Raw genomic sequence first — 18,988 nt, 5'->3', positions numbered from 1 at the left:
ACAGATCGAAAGAGAACAGGTGAGTCAATGGCACTGATCAGCATGCGCCAGATGCTGGACCACGCCGCCGAGCGCGGCTACGGCATTCCGGCATTCAACGTCAACAACCTCGAGCAGATGCGCGCCATCATGGAAGCGGCCGACGCCACCGATTCCCCGGTGATCGTCCAGGCCTCCGCCGGTGCGCGCAAGTACGCTGGCGCCCCCTTCCTTCGCCATCTCATCCTGGCCGCGGTGGAGGAATTCCCCCACATCCCGGTGGTAATGCATCAGGACCACGGTACCTCGCCGGCGGTGTGCCAGCGCTCTATCCAGCTCGGCTTCTCCTCGGTGATGATGGACGGCTCGCTGGGCGAGGACGGCAAGACGCCGATGGACTACGACTACAACGTCGACGTCACCCGCCGCACCGTCGAGATGGCCCACGCCTGTGGCGTCTCGGTGGAGGGCGAACTGGGCTGCCTGGGCAGCCTGGAGACCGGCATGGCCGGTGAAGAGGACGGCATCGGCGCCGAAGGCGTGCTTTCCCACGACCAGCTGCTGACCGACCCGGAAGAGGCCGCCGAGTTCGTCAAGGCGACCCAGGTCGACGCCCTGGCCATCGCCATCGGCACCAGCCACGGCGCCTACAAATTCACCAAGCCGCCCACCGGCGATACCCTGTCGATCCAGCGCATCAAGGAGATCCACGCGCGCATCCCCGATACCCACCTGGTGATGCACGGCTCCTCCTCGGTACCCCAGGAGTGGCTGGCCGTCATCAACGAGTTCGGCGGCGAGATCCCCGAGACCTACGGCGTGCCGGTCGAGGAGATCGTCGAGGGCATCAAGCATGGCGTGCGCAAGGTCAACATCGACACCGACCTGCGCCTGGCCTCCACCGGCGCGGTGCGTCGCTTCCTGGCCAAGAACCCCGGCGAGTTCGACCCGCGCAAGTACCTCAAGGAAACCGTGACCGCCATGCGCGACGTCTGCATTGCCCGCTACGAGGCCTTCGGCACCGCCGGCAACGCCAGCCGCATCAAGCCGATCAGCCTCGAGGCGATGTTCGAGCGCTACGCCCGCGGCGAGCTGGATCCCAAGGTCAAGTAATCCTCTCGCTTTTAGCACGAGAAGGGCGGCCTGAGGGTCGCCCTTCTCTTTCTCTGCACAGCCCCCGTTTTCCGCACCGCCTGACATTCCCTTTCACCACTTTGCGTTCCACCCGGTGTGCACAAGACTTGTCCCCGCGCCTCGTGCGATCTAGGATGGGAACGTTCCCATTCGAGGTATCACATGCCTGCACCCACCTCTCGGCATCCCACTATCCTCGAAGTGGCACGCGAGGCCGGCGCCTCCAAGACCAGCGTGTCGCGCTACTTCGGCGGCGAGCGCGAGCGGCTCTCGCCGGCGCTGCGCCAGCGTATCGGCGAGGCCGCGCACAAGCTCGGCTATCGCCCCAACCAGATCGCCCGCGGCCTCAAGGGCGGCCGCTCGCGGCTGCTCGGCATGCTGGTGGCCGACATTCGCAACCCCTATTCGGTGGCGGTGATGCATGGCGTCGAGCAGGCCTGCCGTGAGCAAGGCTATTCGCTATTGGTGGCCAATACCGGCAACGACCCGGCACAGGAGCGCACCCATCTCTCCCTGCTCGCCTCCTACCGGGTCGAGGGGCTGATGATCAACGCCGCCGGCCAGCCCACCCGCGAACTTCAGGCCATGGCCGAACAGGGCCTGCCGCTGGTCCTGGTCGATCGCTGGCTCGAGGAGCTCGAAGCGGACAGGGTCGGCCTCGACAATGCGCTCGCCGTCGACATGGCCATTGATCACCTGAGTGCCCAAGGCTACCGCCACCTACTGTTTCTCAGCGAACCGGTGGGCCTAGCCAGCCCACGCCAGCAGCGCTGGCAGCGTTTCGAGCAGCGCCTGTCCGAAGAGCCGGCACTTGACGGCGAACGCCACGATCCGGCCCTCGACGGCAGCGCGGTCGGTGCACTCCTCGAAGCGTTCCTCGCCCGCGCCGGCCGTCCCGCTGCGGTGCTGTGCGCCAACGGCAACGTGACCTTGGCCGCCACCCGTGCGCTGCAGGCCTTGGGCATCCGCCTGGGCGAAGTCGGCCTGCTGGGTATCGACGAGCTCGACTGGTGCAGCCTCGTGCCGCCCGGCATCACCAACCTGGCCCAACCCACCGAGACCATCGGTCGCGCCGCCGTGCAGCAGTTGCTGGCCCGACTCGACGATGGCGGTGCCGCCCTGCCGCCACGCCACACGCTGTTTTCCCCGACACTGATCGCCCGCGGCTCGACTCGCCTGCCAATCACCGACAACGACACGGAGACGCCATGAAAGACGCCATGCTCGCACCAGAAATTCTCGCCTTCGGCGAAGCCATGGCCCTGTTCGTGGCCGAGACACCCGGCGCGATGGAGGAGGTGGAGTGCTTTCGCCGTGGCATCGCCGGGGCCGACACCAACGTCGCCATCGGCCTGGCCCGACTCGGTTTTCGCGTCGGCTGGCTGAGCCGCGTCGGCAGTGACGGTTTCGGCGCCTATATTCGGCGCACGCTAGAGGCCGAGGGGCTCGACTGTCGCTACCTGACGGTGGACGCGGATCACACCACCGGCCTGATGTTCAAGGAGCGCGCCGAGGAGGGAGCCGACCCCAGGGTGGCATACTTCAGGCGCGGCAGTGCGGCCAGCCACATGGCCCCCGAGGATGCCGCCCAGGTCGACTTCGCCGCCTCCCGCCACCTGCACGCCACCGGCATTCCTCCCGCTCTTTCCGCCAGCTGCCACGAGCTGACCCTGCACATGCTCGACCGGATCCACGCGCAGGGCGGCAGCATCTCCTTCGATCCCAACCTGCGCCCCAGCCTGTGGCCCAGCGAGACACGGATGCGCGAGACACTCAACGCACTGGCGGCGAAGGCCGACTGGGTGTTGCCGGGCCTGGCAGAAGGTCGCCTGCTGACCGGGCTCGACACGCCCCGCGATATTGCCGCCTTCTATCTCGAGCGTGGCGCCAAGGCAGTGTTCCTCAAGCTCGGTCCCGAGGGGGCTTACTACCGCGGCGTGCTGGGAGGGCGCGAGACGGAAGCCACCACGGAGGGCTTTTCGGTCGAGCAAGTGGTGGATACCGTGGGCGCCGGCGACGGTTTCGCCGTAGGCGTGATCAGCGCCCTGCTCGACGGCCGCTCGCCGCAGGCCGCTGCTCGCCGCGGCAACCTGATCGGCGCCGAGGCCGTGCAGGTACGGGGCGACATGGAAGGCCTGCCGAGCCGCGCGCGCCTGACCGAACTCGAGCGCCATCTGCCAGACTTGCCGTAACCGAGCCGCCAACACCGGAGCGAGACAATGACAAAACGCATCGTCGCCTACAGCCGCCTCAAGCCGACACACCTCGACCAGCTCAGGCAGCGCTTTCATGTCGACTACTTCAAAGCGCTGAAGAGCACCGACGACCCCGGCTTTCTCCAAGCGTTGAGCCAGGCCCACGGCATCGTCGGCTCGAGCCTTCCCATCACGTCCGAACTGCTCGACGCAGCGCCGCAGCTGGAGGCCATCGCCAGCATCTCGGTGGGTTACGACAACTATCCCGTCGACGAACTGACCCGGCGCGGCATCCTGCTGTGCAATACCCCCGACGTGCTCACCGAGACCACTGCCGACACCGGCTTCCTGCTGCTCATGGCCTCGGCCAGGCGCGCCATCGAGCTGGCCGAATTCGTCAAGCGCGGCGATTGGCAAGAGAGCATCGGCGAGGCCCACTTCGGCAGTGACGTGCACGGCAAGACGCTGGGCATGATCGGACTGGGACGTATCGGCGCCGCCGTGGCCCGCCGCGGCGCCCTGGGCTTCGGCATGCAAGTACGCTACGCCTTCGCCTCGCCCAAGCCCGAGCTGGAGCGTGAACTGGGCGCAGTGCGCTGCGAACTGGACGAACTGCTGGCGCAGAGCGACTTCGTCTGCGTGACCGTGCCGCTCTCGGCCGAGACGACCCACCTGATCGGCAAGCGCGAGTTCGGCCTGATGAAGCGCTCAGCGATCTTCGTCAACATTGCCCGCGGCAAGGTGGTCGACGAGGCGGCACTGATTGGTGCGCTGGAGAGCGGCGAGATTCGCGCCGCCGGCCTCGACGTGTTCGAGCAGGAACCGCTCTCGCCGGAGTCACCTCTGCCGCACATGCCCAATGTCGTAGCGCTCCCGCACATCGGCTCGGCCACCCACGAGACCCGTGACGCCATGGCCCAGCGAGCGGTAGACAACATTACGCTCGCGCTCGAAGGCCAGCGGCCGATCAGCCTGGTCAACGAGGCGGCCTGTAAACCACGACGCTGAGCAACTTTGTTGCATCGCAGCATAAAGTAACCAAGACTAGGAAGGGTAATTGATGAGGAACCACCTGTAACAGCCGACAAGGAGTCACGATGTCATTTTTCCATTCACCGCTTATCCCAACCACGCCCACTGCCATGTTCGACGTTTGGAAGCTGGGTGTCATGACATTAGAGCTGTGGACCACTTCGTTCAGCACTATCGCCATGCGCCATGGCCTGTGGCACACCCAGCCTCCCACCAGCGCCAGAATGCTCGGGGAAAACCAGCGGATGGTGACCGAGAAGCTCGAAGCCGGCATGGAGACCGGTCTCGTCTGGCAAAAGGCCATGCTTGGCATGATGTTCGGCCAGACGACCCCTTGGTGGGTGACGAGCCGGCGCTCCATGACGCCCTACCATCGCCGTAGCAGCGCCAATTCGCGGCGGCTCTCCCGCCAGCACTGAGTTTGCCCCTTTCCCGCCTCGCTACCTAAAGTGAAAAGAACACCCTGACAAGGAGACGTCATATGAAGCCAAGTGCACTGGCAGGCAGCCTAGTGGCCGCGGCCGTCTTGATCGGACCGGCCCTTGCCGGGCCGGAAACCACCGAGACCGGTGGCAACGAGAGTCCCATGACGGTCGAGGGCATGGATCCCGAGGAGTCGGAGCAGCAGCTCGAAGCCAGATCGACGCCCGAGGGCCGGGCTCGCCTCGAGGTTGCCGAGACGGAGCCCTTCGGCCGCTACCTGACCAATCAGGACGGCAAGAGCCTGTACGTATTCATGCAAGACGAGCAGGGCGGGGGCTACAGCACCTGTGATGAGACCTGCGCCATTGCCTGGCCGCCCTACACGACCACGGACTCACCAAATGCCGGCGACGACATCGATGCCGAGCGGCTGGATACCTTCGAGCGCGAGGATGGCTCAGCACAGGTCACTTACGACGGCTGGCCGCTCTATTACTTCGCGCGTGACGTCTACCCCGGCGATGCCTTGGGCCAAGGCCTCGACCACCTGGGTGGCCACTGGTATCTGATCTCACCCGAAGGCGAGGTCATCGAAACGGATGTGCAGAAACAGGCCGAGCCGGTTGAGCCCGAACCTTGACCCCAGAGAGCCAGCGTCACCGAGCCACAAGGGCCTGATAATTGACCATCGCTTTGTTGTCGAAAGCCAACCTTGGGCAGGCACACAGAGAACCGCCCCCAGCGTGAGCCGGGGGCGGGTCCGAGGTGGTTGATGGAATCAACCTCAGGTGACGTCGCCATCCTCCTTGATGGCGATTACCCATCCTTGGGTATCAGCGATTACCAATCCTGGTCGTCCTCCTGATCCTCTTCCCACTCTTCCTCTTCGTTCTCTTCTTACCAGTCGTTGTCGTTGGCAGCATCGCCCTCGACTTCAGCGCCAGCATCGGTACCCAGACCGCTGTCGCCAGTCTCGGCACCGGCTTCGATGCCGGTATCGGCGCCTGCACCTGCGGCGGTACCGGTATCATCGGTACCCATGGCGGCACCATCGTTTGCATCTGCACCGGTGCCCATGTTGCTATCGGTCTCGGTATTTAGATCGGCTTCGGTCCCAGCGTCGGTTCCCAGACCGCTGTCACCCGTCTCGGCGCCGGCCTCAATGCCGGTATCAGCGTCGGTTTCCGCACCGGTACCGGTATCATCCGTACCCATGAATTCATCGTCCGTTGCCGTCTCCTGCGACACGGCACCCTGCTTGTCCTCTTCGTCATGAAAATCGGCAAGAGCCAGCGGGCTGGCGGTCAGGCCAAACGTGATACCGACGATGCCGAGTTTCTTGAGAAATTCCTTGGACATCATGTTCGCACCTCCAGAGGAGTTGAACGTGAGTTTCCTTGAAGCCGAGGCTTCGCGGTTCATACCGGTAAGAAAATGTGCGCCTGTGCGCCAGGGTCTTGACCGGATGTCGTGCTCACTCTGAAGGTAGCATCGGTCGGGCCAACTAACCAAAATTTCAAAAGAAATCATATTAAACAATGGCTTGCATACAACAAGAGATGCCATGGCGTGCCCAGGGATAGGGGGTGATCGGTGGTAATTTCTGACACATGGGTCTGATCGAGCCAACCTCGCCTGCTCTCAATGGGAGCCCTTGGATGCTCATGCAGCGGAGGCTGTTCGATGCAGACTTGAATACGCTGCGCTTACGGGCAATACTTAGAAAACAGCGTTCGCAAACATGCGGTCCCTAAACTTCACGGTCCGCATGCCGATACAAAAGGTACGGTGCTCGACAGTCACAGACTGCGAAGGAAGATCAGTATGATTCGCCCCCTATGCCTACTTTTCGATTGTGATGGCACGTTGGTCGACAGCGAGCCCCTGCTGGCCGCCGAAATGGCTGCCAGCCTGACCCGGCTGGGGCTGCCCTTCCAGGCGAGTGACTATATCGGCGAATTCCGCGGCAGTCGTTTCCGCAATATCGTGGCAGTGCTCGAGGACCGCTATGGCAGCGTCGACCCACTGCACCTGGCCGAGACCGAGACGGAGATGCGCAGCAATCTGAACCGTCGGCTCGAAAGCGAGCTGTCACCGATCACGGGGGCTCGCGAAGCACTTCTGGCGCTCTCCAACTACCCGTGTGGTGTGGTGTCCAATGGCCCCGAGAACAAGATCGTCACCTCCCTGAAGGCCATCGGTTTCTCCGATTTCTTCGGGACGAATCTGTACAGCGGCTATACCGCCAAGTGCTGGAAGCCCGACCCCCGCCTCTACCTGCACGCTGCCCAACTGATGGGATTCGAGGCCGAGGACTGCATTGCCATCGATGACGCCTTGGTAGGAGTCAGGGCCGCCCTCGACGCTGGCATGACGGTGATCCACCTGAACCGCTACCCCGACGCCGAGGAAACCCCGGAAGGGGCAATCATGATCAGCAGCATGTATCAGCTTCCTACGGTGATAGAGAATCTGGCGCACGCCAGGGCCATGGACAGCCGGCAAGTTGCCCACGCCCGCTGAGGCCGTGAATTCTCGCTTTCCTCCATCGCCATATCGGCTTATCCCGCCGCGGCAGCAATGTTGCGTAGGCACACGCTCACCTCGGGCGTTATCATTCCGGTAATCCTCGACCGATCTACCCAACGCCAGGAGCTTCCATGGCTTCACTGCAGGACCAACTGCGCGGCCTGGTCTATTCCACCGAACATGGCGACATCTGTCCCGACTGCCGCCACCCTCAACAGGAGTGTCGATGTGCCGAGCTGGTCGACCAGGCGCGCATCGCGGCACTCGACGGTATTGTGCGCATTCGGCGCGAGACGAGCGGCCGCAAGGGAAAAGGGGTAACCACCATCACCGGCCTGCCGCTGGCCAGTGCCGAGCTCAAGGCGCTGGCCAAGACACTCAAGAAGCGTTGCGGAACCGGTGGCTCGGTGAATGCCGGCGTCATCGAGATCCAGGGCGACCACCGCGAACTGCTCAAGGCCGAGCTCGAGCGCCTAGGGCATACCGTCAAGCTCGCAGGGGGTTGAGAGAAGGAGAAGAGATGCCACATCACCGCAACGACTTGCCGCGTCGGGCACGACTGGGCGCTGCCGTGCTGATGCTGATGGCACTGGCCGGCTGCGCCGGTAGCCCCGACTTCGTTGAACTCGACACGCGCATCGAGCCTCCCGCCAAGCTGGTGCCCTCCCAGGATGCCGAGCTGCGGGTGCAACTGAGGGATGCCAGCGGGCCCTTGGCGGAAACCCGTTCCACTCCGAGCGGGAACGGGCCCTGGCCGGTCACGCTGCGCTTCGACCGCCGCGCGCTCGAGCAAGCCCGCTCGCCACGCCTGACCGCCGAGCTGCGCCAGCAGGGCAGCCTGACCCATGTCACTGCCGAGCCGGTGCCGATCTCGGCTGCCGACACTGGCCCGCTCAGCCTGCCGCTCGATCCCCGCCCGTGAGATTGGCGGCCACCGCCGCGAGCACCACCCCCACCGGGGCCTCGAGCTTGAGGGCGTAGAGCGCATCGGCACGCGTACGCCCCAGATTGAGGCAGGCGGTCGGCTTGCCGGCAGCGCTGGCTTGACGCGCAAATCGATAGCCGGAGTAGACCATCAGCGACGAGCCCACCACCAGTAAGGCCTCGGCCTCGTCGACCATCGCCTGAGCCCGGAAGACCCGCTCCCGCGGTACGCTGTCGCCGAAGAACACCACGTCCGGCTTCCAGATGCCTTGGCCACAGCGTCGGCAGCCGGGCACTTCGAAAGAGGAGAAGTCGGTTTCCAGGCTGGCATCGCCATCGGGACGCACCTCGGCCTGCACTTCCAGCCAACGGGGATTACGCTCGCTCAGCTCCGCATGCAGGTCATGACGCATGCGCAGAGCACCACAGCCCATGCAGCGCACCTGCTCGGCGCGCCCATGCAGGTCGATCACGCGCCGGGAGCCGGCTTTCTGGTGCAGGCCGTCCACATTCTGGGTGATGACACCGTGGACGACCCCGGCTCGTTCCAGCGCCGCCAGGGCGCGATGAGCATCCCCGGGGCGCGCCTGATGCAGGGCGCGAAACCCCACCAGCGCGCGCGCCCAGTAGCGCTGTCGTGCGGCATGGCTGGTCATGAACTGCCGGTGCTGCATGGGCGGAGCGCACTTCCAGGCGCCCGATGCATCACGATAGTCGGGGATGCCGCTCTCGGTGCTGACCCCGGCGCCGGTCAGCACGGCCAGGCGCGAATGGCCGGCCACGAACTCCCCCAATCGCTCTACCGCTTCTGTCACGGCGGGCTGTCGTGTATCGTTCATCGTCTATCCGTCATGCTGCGGTGCACGTGTGGCAACGAAGATGGCCCCGGGCACCTCGGCTTGTCTAGAATGTAATGCTTATGTGACGCTCACCGGCAAGGACGGACCCGATGGCCTGGCTGGAATATCTGCTGCCCCTCATCTTTCTGTTCCCGCTCGGGGCCATGGCCATTATCGTCATCGCCTTGCGTAACCTCCATGATGCGCGCGTTCGCTCGCCTTTCAATGCCCGCCAGCTGCGCGAACCCGGCCAGGCCCTGCGTGATCGCCTCGACCGCGCCTTCGCCACGCTGTTTCTCAACGGCGCGCTTGGCCCCATCGTGACCCTGGCACCGCTGGTGTACGGCATGGGTCGCATGCTCTTCGCCAGCCGCCAGAACTGGCTCGAATGGGCGCTCTACGGGGCGCTGAGCACCGTGCTGGTGCTGGTCTACTGCTTCCGGCTGATTCGTGACTTCCAGCATATCCGCCGCATCAAGTTGGGGCTGGCCTGCGAACTGGCCGTCGGCCAGGAGCTGGAACGCCTGGTGCGCCCGGAAGCCCATCCTTATTTTGTCTTCCACGACGTACCCACCGACAGCGACATCATCAACCACGTTGCCGTCACGCCTCACGGCGTCTTCGCGGTTGAGACACGCGCCCGCACGCGGCCGTTCACCGCCGACGGTCGTGAAATCGACCTGGTCACGGTCGAACCGGAGCGGCTGCGCTTTCCCGGCTGGAGCGAGCATCGCCCACTGGCCAAGACGCTGCGCGCCTCACGCTGGCTCGCCGCGTGGCTCGAGCAGCGCTGTGGAGAGCCGGTCCCGGTGATGGGCGTACTCGCCCTGCCCGGCTGGGACATCACCTGCGCCGGTACGCCGGAAGGCTTGATGGTCGTCAGCGGCGACTCACTGTGTGAGCAACTCGACGAACGCCGCCTGGGCGTGCTTGACGATGGCTTGCACGACAAGGTGATCGCTGCACTGATCGAGCGTGCCGCGGAGCAGGACCGCCATACCGGTCCGGAACCCTCGCAGCCACCCGGTCATCCGCTCAGTCCCCCCTGAGCCGTCCACCCATCTCCTGGGCCAGGTCCACCGCGTAGTGGTCGGTCATGCCGCCGATGAAGTCGAGCATACGTCGGTAGCTGTCATAGAGCGGCCAGGAGGGGCGCGGCGTGTTCTCGCCGATCAGCGCCAGCACCCGCTGATGCTTGAAGCTCGCCTGGCCGGTGTAGTGCAGTTCATGGGCGGCGCCGATGAAGGCCTCGAGCAGAATGCCGAGCGTGGTGTAGGCGCCGATTTCCAGCTTGGCCTTGCGTTCGTTCTGGAAAATGCGCTCACGCGCGAGCTGCTTGGCTGCCGCCACGCCCCAGCCCAGGTCGGGATGACAGAGTTCGAGCAGGTCGCTTACGAGCGTGCCGTTGAGCAGCGCCGTCTCGTGTTCGACGAACACGGCCCCCACGTCGTTGACCGCACGCTCCATGGCGGCACCGCGCAGGGCGGCGATGCGCCGTCGCTGCGAGACGCCGTCGCGAGCCATGCGAGAATAATCGGGCGGCGCATCGCCGGCGATCTGCAGCAATACGTCGGCCACCTCCTCGAAGCGCAGGATGCCCATCTCCAGGCCGTCCTCGAGATCGAGCAGCGCGTAGCAAATGTCATCGGCCGCCTCCACCAGCCAGGCCAGCGGATGCCGGCACCAGCGCCCTTCGCCGCGTGGCAGTAGGCCCAGGCAGCGAGTCACGTCTTCGAGCAACGGCCGCTCCGACTGGTAACAGCCGAACTTGCCGGCACCGCCGCCGTGCTCCACCGTCCAGGGATACTTGAGCAGGGTACCCAGCGTCGCCGCCGTCAGGCGCATGCCGCCGCGGAACTGGTTGTATTCGATCTGGGTCACGATGCGAAAGCCCTGGGCGTTACCCTCATAGGTCAGCAGATCGGCCCGCTCACGCTCCGTGAGTCCCTCGAGCAGGCCGCTGCCATCGGCTTCTGCGCGTTTGAACCAGTCGCGTATGGCGTACTCGCCGGCATGGCCGAAGGGCGGGTTGCCGATGTCGTGCCCGAGGCAGGCGGCCTGTACGATCACCCCGAGGTCGGCCGGAGTGATCCAGCTCGGCAACCGTTCGCGCAGCAGCTCGCCGACGATCATGCCCAGGCTGCGGCCCACGCAGCCGACCTCCAGGGAGTGGGTCAGACGGGTGTGGATGTGATCATTGTCGGTCAGCGGATGGACCTGGGTCTTGCGCCCCAGACGCCGGAACGAACCGGAGAAGACGATGCGATCATGGTCCTTGTGGAACGGGCTGCGGCCGATCTCGTCACGTCCGCTGGTGGGCTTTCCGTGCAGCCGGGAAGGGTCGAGCAATTGCTGCCAGTGCATCTGCGTCATGGGCTTCCTCCTGAAGCCTTCATTCTGGCACTGCCATGGGTGGCATGACCATCGTCGTCGCATCGTTTCGCTTGCCGCCTACCGCGGGACTTGCCTAACGTGTCAGTGAGTCCTCACCAGAGAACACGCCCACAGAGAGGCAACTCAAGCGGCAAGGAGGCAGATATGGCACGCAAACCCGATGCGACCCGTCCCGAGCAGCCGGGCGACGAGGCGCCCCCCGGCACGCCCGGCACCGGCCAGAACGTCTGCCCGACGTGCAGGGGCGATGGCAGGATCGAGAACCGTACCTGTCCCGACTGCGGCGGTTCGGGCTACGTCATCGAAGGCATCGGTGGCGGCTGAGCGTTTCGCTCGCGCCCGCTCATGTCAAAGGCCGAACCGCTCGGGTTCGGCCTTTGGCGTCTGATGCGATGCGGCTTGCGGTTCAGTAGTCGTAGTCGCTGCCCTTGGCATAGCCGCTGGTGTCGCGCTGGCGTGAAGGCGTAGCCTGCAACCGCGGTCCCGGCGAGCGCGCCGGCGAGGGCAGCGCCATGGGGCGCGAAGGCAGCCCGCTGCGGGTCGCCGCAGCGCCACGGGCATGTTCCAGGCCCCGGGGAAAGCCGCTGCGCCCGCGGTAGTCGGGCGTACGCCCGCCTTGGTAGGCATGCCGCCGGGTCTGCGCCTGGGCGCAGTAGAGGCTAGTCGCGGCGCAGGCCCCCACCCCGACGAGTGCCAGCTTGACGCTGCCCCGCTTGGGATGATCGCGGTCGGCGAGCAAGGCTAGCAGTGCCGCCAGGTCCATGACATCACCGACGCTGCGCGCCCACAGCGCCTGCTTGGGGTTGACGCTCAGCGCTCCCATGCCGGTCGCCAGGCCACGCGCCCCGCAGGTACGCACGATGGCTTCTGCCCCTTCGACACCCAGCGTACGTGTCACGCTGCGCGGCGCCAGGAGCTGATAGAGGCCCAGCCCGATGCCCAGCCAGCCGAGCGCTCTGGCCAGCCGATCGCTGGGTTGCAATGAACGGCGTCGATCGAGATTCATGTCACCTCCTTGTCGTGTCAGACGTATCCTGTTGGGCGTGAGCCCAGCCCGACCCGCTCAGGGCTTGAGCACTACCTTCACGCAGCCGTCCTGCTTGTCGCGGAAGGTGTTGTACATGTCGGGGCCCTGCTCCAGCCCGGCGCTGTGGGTCACGACGAAGGAAGGATCGATCTGCCCCTCTTCGATCAGGCTCAGCAGCTCGTCGGTCCAGCGCTTGACGTGGGTCTGGCCGGTGCGCACGGTCAGCGCCTTGTTCATCAGCGGCCCCATGGGCACCTTGTCGATCAGCCCGCCATAAACGCCGGGAATCGACAGGATGCCGCCCGGGCGGCAAACGTAAATCATCTCGCGCAGCACGTGGGCACGGTCGCTCTCCAGCATCATGGCCTGCTTGAAGCGGTCGTAGACCGAATCGAGGGAGCGCGGCACGTGGGATTCCAGCCCCACCGCGTCGATGCACTTCTCCGGCCCCTTGCCGCGGGTCAGCTCCTGCAGCCGGGCGAGCACGCTCTCCTCGTCGAAGTTGATCGCAATGGCCCCGCCGGCCTCGGCCATGGCCAGGCGCTCGGGCACATTGTCGATCACCACCACCTGCTCGGCACCCAGCAGCACGGCGCTGCGCACGCAGAACTGCCCGACGGGGCCGGAGCCCCAGATGGCCACGGTGTCGCTCGGCTCGATGTCGCACTGCACCGCCGCCTGCCAGCCGGTAGGGAAGATATCGCCGAGGAACAGCACCTGCTCATCGGTCAGGCCGTCGGGCACCTTGACGTGGGTCTGGTCGGCGAACGGCACCCGCACGTACTCCGCCTGACCGCCGGCATAGCCCCCGGTGAGGTGCGAGTAGCCGAACAGGCCGGCACCGGCATGGCCGAAGACTTTGTCGGCCAGCGCCTTGTTGCGATTGGAGCGCTCGCAGAGGGAAAAATTGCCCCGGCGACACTGCTCGCACTCGCCGCAGGTGATGGTGAAGGGCACCACGACGCGATCGCCGACCTTGAGATCGCGCGCCTCGGCGCCGACTTCCATCACCTCGCCCATGAACTCGTGGCCCACCACGTCGCCAGACTCCATGGCCGGGATGAAATGGTGGAAGAGGTGGAGGTCGGAACCGCAGATGGCGCAACTGCTCACATTGACGATGGCATCGCGTGCATCTTCGATCCTTGGGTCGGGAACCGTTTCGTAGCGGATATCGTTCTTTCCGTGCCAACACAGCGCTTTCATGGACTCACTCCCTGTCTGTCGGCGAAAGCGAATGACTCGCTCTCACCATAGTGCAGCGTCGGCGTGCCGCAGGTAAGGGAGTATGGTGCCTAGGTTACGGACCTTATCCTTTGGCGAATCATCCAGCCGTAGACCAACCCGGCCACGATGAGGGAGACGGCGAAGGCATAGATGCCGACGGTGATGCCGCTGTTCCACAGAATGCTCCAGTCGCCTCCCGAGAGGGACATGGCGCGACGCAGGTTGTACTCCATCTGCCCCCCCAGCAGCAGCCCCAGCACCACGGGCACGGCGGGCATCTCGAGCTTGCGCAGCACATAGCCGAACACGCCGAAGGCCAGCATCAGGTAGAGATCGAAGGCGCTGTTACTCAGCGAGTAGACGCCGACGAAGGCCACCATCACCACCATCGGCATCAGGAACCAGCCGGGCGCCTGCAGCACCTTGGCGAACAGGCCCACCAGCGGAATGTTGAGTACCAGCAGCATCACGTTGCCGATGAACAGCGCCGCCACCAGGCCCCACACCATGTCCGGCTGCTGCGAGAACAGCAGCGGCCCGGGGCTGATGTTCATCGACAGCAGCAGCGCCAGCAGGATGGCCGTGGTGCCGCTGCCGGGAATGCCCAGCGAGAGCATGGGAATCAGCGAGCCGCCGGCGGCGGCGTTGTTTCCCGCTTCCGGCGCCGCCACGCCGCGTGGGTCGCCCTGGCCGAAGGTACCGCGGCGCCCCAGCCAGCGGCGCTCGAGGGTATAGGAAAGGAAGCTGCCGAGCGCCGCGCCGGCCCCCGGCAGCACGCCGGCGACGAAGCCGATGAACGAGCTGCGCCCGATGGTCGGCGCGCATTTCCAGGCGCTGCGGATCCCGGGCACCGCCGAGCCCACCTTCAGGGTCGGCTTGTTGCTGCCGCGCACGTCCTCGAGGAACACCAGGCACTCCGAGATGGCGAACAACCCGACCAGGGCGACGATGAAGTCGATGCCGTCGTAGAGCTCGTACCAGCCGAAGGTATAGCGCGGCACGCTGCTCACCGCATCGATGCCCACGGTGCCCAGCAACAGCCCCAGGCAGGCGGCGAGGAAGCTCTTCACCAGGCTGCCGCTGGTCACGCCGCCGATGGTGGCGAAGGCCAGCACGAACAGCGCGAAGTACTCGGCGGGGCCGAAGCGAATGGCAAAGCCTACCAACAGCGGAGCGAACAGGGTGAGGCCGATGGTCGCCACGGTGGCACCGACGAACGATGCCACCCCGGAAAGCCCCAACGCCTCGCCGCCCTGCCCCCGTAAGGCCATGGGGTAACCATCCAGAGTGGTCATCACGGCCGGCTCGTCGCCGGGAATGTTGAGCAGGATCGAACTGATCCGCCCGCCGTACATGCAGCCGTAGTAGATGCTGACCAGCAGGATCAGCGCCGCGGTCGGCGCCAGGCCGAAGTTGAAGGTCAGCGGGATCATCAGCGCCACCCCGTTGACCGGACCGAGCCCCGGCAGCGCTCCGATCAGCGTGCCCACGGCACAACCGACGAGGGCCAGGAACAAGTGTTGGGGTTCGAGCGCCACGGCGAACCCTTGGGCGAGAAAAGTCAGTATCTCCATCGTGACGCCTTACCAGTCGAGCCCCGGAATATTGGGTAGCGGCATGCCCAGGGCGAATTCGAACAGCAGATAGAGCCCTATCGTCAGCGGCACCCCGCACGCCAGCGATGCCCGCCAGGTCGCGCCGAACAGACGAATCAGCAGCACCACGCAGACCAGGCTGGCGGGCAGGAACCCCAGCGGTTTGAGCAGGCCGGCATAGATACCGAGCAGCAGCAGCGCCGCCGCCTGCCTGAGCAGGGCGGCGCGCTGCGGCCAGCGCTGATTGACCCCGGGGCGTATCACCAGATAGGCCGCGAACAGCCCCATCGGAACGCTGACCAGACGTGGAAAGGCACCGGGGCCGACGACCTGGCCGAAACCGGCCGGGAAGCTGTGCGAGTACCACCACGCCCCTGCCGCCATCGACAGCAGCACGACGCCGGCGATCCGGTCGGCGACGGCACCCGAGACCTGATCCGGGTTGAGCCCGGGCTCACTCACTCGAGGACCCCGATCTCGCGCGAGACGGATTCGACCTCGTCGATGGTCTGGCGCACGTAGTCGGTGAACTCGTCGCCGCCGCGCCATAGCGGTACCAGGCCGTTCTGCTGTGCGGTCTCTTTCCATTCATCGCTCTGGTAGAGCGTCTCCAGCGTCTCGACCATCTCGGCATAGTCAGCGTCGGAGACCTCACCGCCGGTATAGAAGCCACGCCAGTTGTAGCCGGTCACGTCATAGCCCTGGGACACCGCGGTGGGCAGATCGGCGAAGGGCTCGGGCAACGGCTCGTCGGAAAGCACCGCCAGCACCCGCACGTCGCCGGACTCGATGAAACCGGCAATCTCGCCCAGGTCGGTGGAGACCATGTCGACGTGGCCGCCCATCATCTGGGTCACCGCCGGGCCGCCGCCGTCGAACTGCACCCAGCGCACGTTGGCCATCTGCTCGGCCGGCATGCCCGCCTCCTCGGCCAGCAGCAGTGCGCGGATATGGTCCCAGCCGCCGGCGCCACTGGAGCCGGCCATGGCCACCGCGCTCGGATCCTCGACCATGGTCTCGAGGAGCTGCTCCAGGGATTCGTAGGGGCTTTCGTCGTCGACCAGGATCACCCCCACGTCGGTACCCAGCATGGCCAGCCAGCGCATGGTATCGACATCGCCGGGATAGCGCCCCTGGGCGATCTGGGTCATGCCCACGGTGCTGGTGGCGACGATCAGGTCGCTGTCGTCGGCCCGGCTGCCGGCCACGTTGGAGAAGGCCACGGCACCGACGCCGCCCGGCATGTTGGTGACCTGCACGGCACCGTCGGTCAGCTCCAGCTCGCGCAGCAGCTTGGCCACCGAGCGGCAGGTGAAATCCCAACCGCCGCCGGGGTCGGCCGGGGCAATGCACTCGCTGATCGGCAGTGCCTGGCTCGGCGCGCTGACAACCAGACCCAGGCCCAGCAGGGCAGAAGCGGCGAGGCCGCGGCGAGCGTACTTGATGGTAGGCATTGTCGTTTTCCTCGTTGTTGTTGTATCGGTCGTTGAGGCAGCGGGCCCGCAACGCTTCTTGCAGACTAGCTTATATGACCCCGTTTGCCCGAAGCGCTTCGAGTGCCCCCTCATCGACGCCCAGCTCCCGCAGTATTTCCTGGGTGTGCTCGCCGAGCTGGGGCACGGGCCGATGGACCGCCGCGGGCGCCTCGCTCATCTTGACCGGAAAACCGGTGGTGGGAATCCGGCCGTAGGCACCCTGGTCCAGTTCGATCTTCATCTGCTGGGCCTGCACCTGGGGGTCGTCGAAGGTCTCGCGCAGGTCATGCACCCGCCCGCAGGGCACGCCGGCCCGGTTGAGGTGCTCGATCCAGTCGTCGACACGGCGCTGCACGGTGACCCGCGTCAGGATCTCGCGCAGGGGCTCGCGGTTGGCCATGCGTCGGGCGTTGTCGCAAAAGCGCTCGTCGTCGAGCAGGTGCAGCATGTCCAGCGCGCCCAGGAAACGCTCGACCATGATGTCGTTGCTCGGGGCGATGGCCACCTCGCCGTCGCTGGCGCGGAACAGGCCATAGGGGTAGAGCATGGGGTGGTCGTTGCCGGTGCGTGCCGGCACCCGGTCGGTGGCGAAAAATTCCGCCGCCAGGTAGCCCATCATGCCGATCAGGCCGTTGGTCAACGCGGTCTCGACGATCTCGCCCTGGCCGCTGCGCTCGCGACGCACCAGCGCCGCACAGATGCCGAAGGCCAGGTTCTGGCTCGCCACCATGTCGCTGATGGGTGGCGCCGCGCGCATGGGCTCGCCGTCGGCAGGGCCGTTGACGCCCATGAAGCCGCTCATGGCCTGGGCGATGAAGTCATAGGCTGGCCGGTCGCGATAGGGGCCGGTGGAGCCGAAGCCGTTGATGCGCCCTACCACCAGACGCGGATAGCGCTCGCGCAGCGTGGCATCGTCGAGGCCCATCTTGGCCATGACCCCGGGACGAAAGTTCTCGACCAGCACATCGGCCCCCTCCAGGAGCCGGTGGAGGATCGCCTTGCCTTCGTCGCGGCGCAAATCGAGGGTGAGCGAGCGCTTGTTGCGGTTGAACTGGGCAAAGTACCAGCTGAAGCCTTCCACCATGTTGCCCTGGGAGCGCACGATGTCGCCGCGCTCCGGCGGCTCGATCTTGATCACCTCGGCGCCGTGGTCACCGAGCATCTGGGTGCAGAAAGGCCCCGAAATTACCCGCGTAAGGTCGATCACGCGGATACCTTCGAGACTTCCCGCCGTATTGGGTTTCGGATTCGCCATGCTCATCCCTTTGCCGTGGCCACAGCGGCGCAGTCGCTGAGCGTCAGCCGCGGTCCCGCCTTGGAGACCTGGGCCGGCAGCGGGCGCCCCATCAGGCGGGTGGCGAGTCGAGCCGCCGCGATCATGCCGTCCAGGTCGATCCCGGTCTCGATGCCCATCTCGCCAAGCAGGTAGATCAGGTCCTCGCTGGCGATGTTGCCGGTGGCCCCCGGGGCGAAGGGGCAGCCGCCCAGCCCGCCAATCGAACTCTCGTAGCGATCGACGCCGAGCGCCAGCCCCTGCATGACGTTGGCCAGGCCGATGCCGCGGGTATTGTGGAAGTGCAGGGTGGGAGATATGTCGGGTGCCACCTCACGCAGATGGACAATGCGCTCTACCACCAGCGGCGGTGTCGCCATGCCGGTGGTATCGCCAAGCGACACATGGCGCGCCCCGAGATCGGCGAAATGCCGCGCGATACGCCCTACCGCGGCGACGTCGACATCCCCTTCGAAGGGGCAACCGAAGCAGGTGGCGATCGCCCCGCGCAGCTCGACGCCGCTGCCTTCGAGCAGTCGGGCGACCTGCTCGAAGCTTGTCAGCGACTCAGCGATACTGGCATTGACGTTCTTGGCGTTGTGACTCTCCGAGGCGGAAACGAACAGCACCACCGAATCGATGCCCGCCGCGAGCGCCCGCTCGGCCCCACGCAGGTTGGGCACCAGGGCAGAGAAGTGCACGCCATCGCTGCCCTTGAGTTCAGCCACGAGCTCCGCCGCATCGGCCAAGGCCGGCACCGCCCGAGGACTGACGAAGGAGGTCAGTTCGAATTCACGCACGCCAGCCGCCATCAAGGCACGCACCAGCTCGGCCTTGTGTTCCGTGGAGATCAGCACCTTCTCGTTCTGCAGACCGTCACGAGGACCGACCTCGGTGACGTGGACCCGCCGGGGCGCCCGGATGGCTTCGTGCATGATGGTT

21 protein-coding genes are annotated in these 18,988 nt (G+C 65.7%); 11 read left to right on the top strand and 10 right to left on the bottom strand.

The window, feature by feature from the left end; all coding sequences use genetic code 11:
- The first annotated feature begins 27 nt into the window (after positions 1–27).
- The 6 genes from fba (at position 28) to HNO53_RS01725 (ending at position 5,403) form a co-directional block, all read left to right on the top strand.
- Positions 28–1,092, top strand: coding sequence for a class II fructose-bisphosphate aldolase (gene fba / locus HNO53_RS01750; protein WP_209475733.1), 1,065 nt, complete (start codon positions 28–30; stop codon positions 1,090–1,092).
- 183 nt (positions 1,093–1,275) lie between these two features.
- Positions 1,276–2,325, top strand: a complete 1,050-nt coding sequence (locus HNO53_RS01745; RefSeq protein WP_209475732.1) for a LacI family DNA-binding transcriptional regulator — start codon at positions 1,276–1,278, stop codon at positions 2,323–2,325.
- Positions 2,322–3,305 carry a sugar kinase gene (locus tag HNO53_RS01740; protein ID WP_209475731.1) on the top strand — a complete coding sequence of 328 codons (984 nt, stop codon included), beginning with the start codon at positions 2,322–2,324 and terminating at the stop codon, positions 3,303–3,305. Before HNO53_RS01745 ends, HNO53_RS01740 begins: the two co-directional genes overlap by 4 nt.
- Positions 3,306–3,332: 27 nt before the next feature.
- Positions 3,333–4,316 (top strand): 2-hydroxyacid dehydrogenase, encoded by a 984-nt coding sequence (locus HNO53_RS01735; RefSeq protein ID WP_209475730.1) that lies wholly within the window; start codon positions 3,333–3,335, stop codon positions 4,314–4,316.
- A 161-nt stretch (positions 4,317–4,477) separates the two neighbouring features.
- Complete coding sequence (locus HNO53_RS01730) at positions 4,478–4,759, top strand: hypothetical protein (RefSeq protein ID WP_338034798.1); 282 nt, start codon at positions 4,478–4,480, stop codon at positions 4,757–4,759.
- A gap of 62 nt (positions 4,760–4,821) precedes the next feature.
- Positions 4,822–5,403 carry a COG4315 family predicted lipoprotein gene (locus HNO53_RS01725; protein WP_209475729.1) on the top strand — a complete coding sequence of 194 codons (582 nt, stop codon included), beginning with the start codon at positions 4,822–4,824 and terminating at the stop codon, positions 5,401–5,403.
- A 257-nt stretch (positions 5,404–5,660) separates the two neighbouring features.
- Here the strand turns inward: HNO53_RS01725 and HNO53_RS01720 are convergent, their stop codons facing one another.
- Positions 5,661–6,125 carry a hypothetical protein gene (locus HNO53_RS01720; RefSeq protein WP_209478750.1) on the bottom strand — a complete coding sequence of 155 codons (465 nt, stop codon included), beginning with the start codon at positions 6,123–6,125 and terminating at the stop codon, positions 5,661–5,663.
- A 462-nt stretch (positions 6,126–6,587) separates the two neighbouring features.
- Between HNO53_RS01720 and HNO53_RS01715 the strand changes: the two genes are divergently transcribed.
- The 3 genes from HNO53_RS01715 to HNO53_RS01705 all read left to right on the top strand — a co-directional run bounded on the left by HNO53_RS01715 (position 6,588) and on the right by HNO53_RS01705 (position 8,214).
- Positions 6,588–7,286, top strand: coding sequence for an HAD family hydrolase (locus tag HNO53_RS01715; RefSeq protein ID WP_209475728.1), 699 nt, complete (start codon positions 6,588–6,590; stop codon positions 7,284–7,286).
- A 137-nt stretch (positions 7,287–7,423) separates the two neighbouring features.
- Positions 7,424–7,798: a translation initiation factor Sui1 gene (locus HNO53_RS01710; RefSeq protein ID WP_209475727.1), complete on the top strand. Its 375-nt coding sequence runs from the start codon at positions 7,424–7,426 to the stop codon at positions 7,796–7,798.
- Between the two features lie 14 nt (positions 7,799–7,812).
- Positions 7,813–8,214 (top strand): YbaY family lipoprotein, encoded by a 402-nt coding sequence (locus HNO53_RS01705; RefSeq protein ID WP_209475726.1) that lies wholly within the window; start codon positions 7,813–7,815, stop codon positions 8,212–8,214.
- Here HNO53_RS01705 and HNO53_RS01700 read toward each other — a convergent pair.
- Entirely contained in the window at positions 8,186–9,055 is an 870-nt protein-coding gene (locus HNO53_RS01700; RefSeq protein ID WP_209475725.1) for an NAD-dependent protein deacetylase, read from the bottom strand. The two genes, HNO53_RS01705 and HNO53_RS01700, sit on opposite strands and share 29 nt — an antisense overlap.
- Positions 9,056–9,165: 110 nt before the next feature.
- Here HNO53_RS01700 and HNO53_RS01695 point away from each other — a divergent pair, with 110 nt between their 5' ends.
- Complete coding sequence (locus HNO53_RS01695) at positions 9,166–10,104, top strand: nuclease-related domain-containing protein (RefSeq protein ID WP_209475724.1); 939 nt, start codon at positions 9,166–9,168, stop codon at positions 10,102–10,104.
- Here the strand turns inward: HNO53_RS01695 and HNO53_RS01690 are convergent.
- Positions 10,091–11,428 (bottom strand): deoxyguanosinetriphosphate triphosphohydrolase, encoded by a 1,338-nt coding sequence (locus tag HNO53_RS01690; protein ID WP_209475723.1) that lies wholly within the window; start codon positions 11,426–11,428, stop codon positions 10,091–10,093. The two genes, HNO53_RS01695 and HNO53_RS01690, sit on opposite strands and share 14 nt — an antisense overlap.
- 165 nt (positions 11,429–11,593) lie before the next feature.
- Here HNO53_RS01690 and HNO53_RS01685 point away from each other — a divergent pair, with 165 nt between their 5' ends.
- Positions 11,594–11,773, top strand: a complete 180-nt coding sequence (locus tag HNO53_RS01685) for a hypothetical protein (protein WP_209475722.1) — start codon at positions 11,594–11,596, stop codon at positions 11,771–11,773.
- Between the two features lie 82 nt (positions 11,774–11,855).
- Here HNO53_RS01685 and HNO53_RS01680 read toward each other — a convergent pair whose 3' ends face one another.
- The 7 genes from HNO53_RS01680 to HNO53_RS01650 all read right to left on the bottom strand — a co-directional run bounded on the left by HNO53_RS01680 (position 11,856) and on the right by HNO53_RS01650 (position 18,981).
- Positions 11,856–12,455, bottom strand: coding sequence for a hypothetical protein (locus HNO53_RS01680; protein ID WP_209475721.1), 600 nt, complete (start codon positions 12,453–12,455; stop codon positions 11,856–11,858).
- Between the two features lie 57 nt (positions 12,456–12,512).
- Positions 12,513–13,682 (bottom strand): zinc-dependent alcohol dehydrogenase, encoded by a 1,170-nt coding sequence (locus tag HNO53_RS01675; protein ID WP_209475720.1) that lies wholly within the window; start codon positions 13,680–13,682, stop codon positions 12,513–12,515.
- 89 nt (positions 13,683–13,771) lie between these two features.
- Complete coding sequence (locus tag HNO53_RS01670) at positions 13,772–15,277, bottom strand: tripartite tricarboxylate transporter permease (protein ID WP_209475718.1); 1,506 nt, start codon at positions 15,275–15,277, stop codon at positions 13,772–13,774.
- 9 nt (positions 15,278–15,286) lie between these two features.
- Positions 15,287–15,760: a tripartite tricarboxylate transporter TctB family protein gene (locus tag HNO53_RS01665; RefSeq protein WP_209475716.1), complete on the bottom strand. Its 474-nt coding sequence runs from the start codon at positions 15,758–15,760 to the stop codon at positions 15,287–15,289.
- On the bottom strand, positions 15,757–16,752 hold the full coding sequence (locus HNO53_RS01660; RefSeq protein ID WP_209475714.1) for a Bug family tripartite tricarboxylate transporter substrate binding protein: 996 nt from the start codon (positions 16,750–16,752) through the stop codon (positions 15,757–15,759). Before HNO53_RS01660 ends, HNO53_RS01665 begins: the two co-directional genes overlap by 4 nt.
- Before the next feature lie 70 nt (positions 16,753–16,822).
- Entirely contained in the window at positions 16,823–18,028 is a 1,206-nt protein-coding gene (locus tag HNO53_RS01655; protein WP_209475712.1) for a CaiB/BaiF CoA transferase family protein, read from the bottom strand.
- A 2-nt stretch (positions 18,029–18,030) separates the two neighbouring features.
- Positions 18,031–18,981, bottom strand: coding sequence for a hydroxymethylglutaryl-CoA lyase (locus HNO53_RS01650; protein WP_209475710.1), 951 nt, complete (start codon positions 18,979–18,981; stop codon positions 18,031–18,033).
- Positions 18,982–18,988: the final 7 nt, after the last annotated feature.

Source organism: Billgrantia antri (genome assembly GCF_017868935.1).
In the GTDB taxonomy this organism is placed as follows: domain Bacteria; phylum Pseudomonadota; class Gammaproteobacteria; order Pseudomonadales; family Halomonadaceae; genus Halomonas; species Halomonas antri.
Note: the sequence above shows the minus strand (reverse complement) of the source record. Positions and strands in the feature narration are given on the sequence as shown.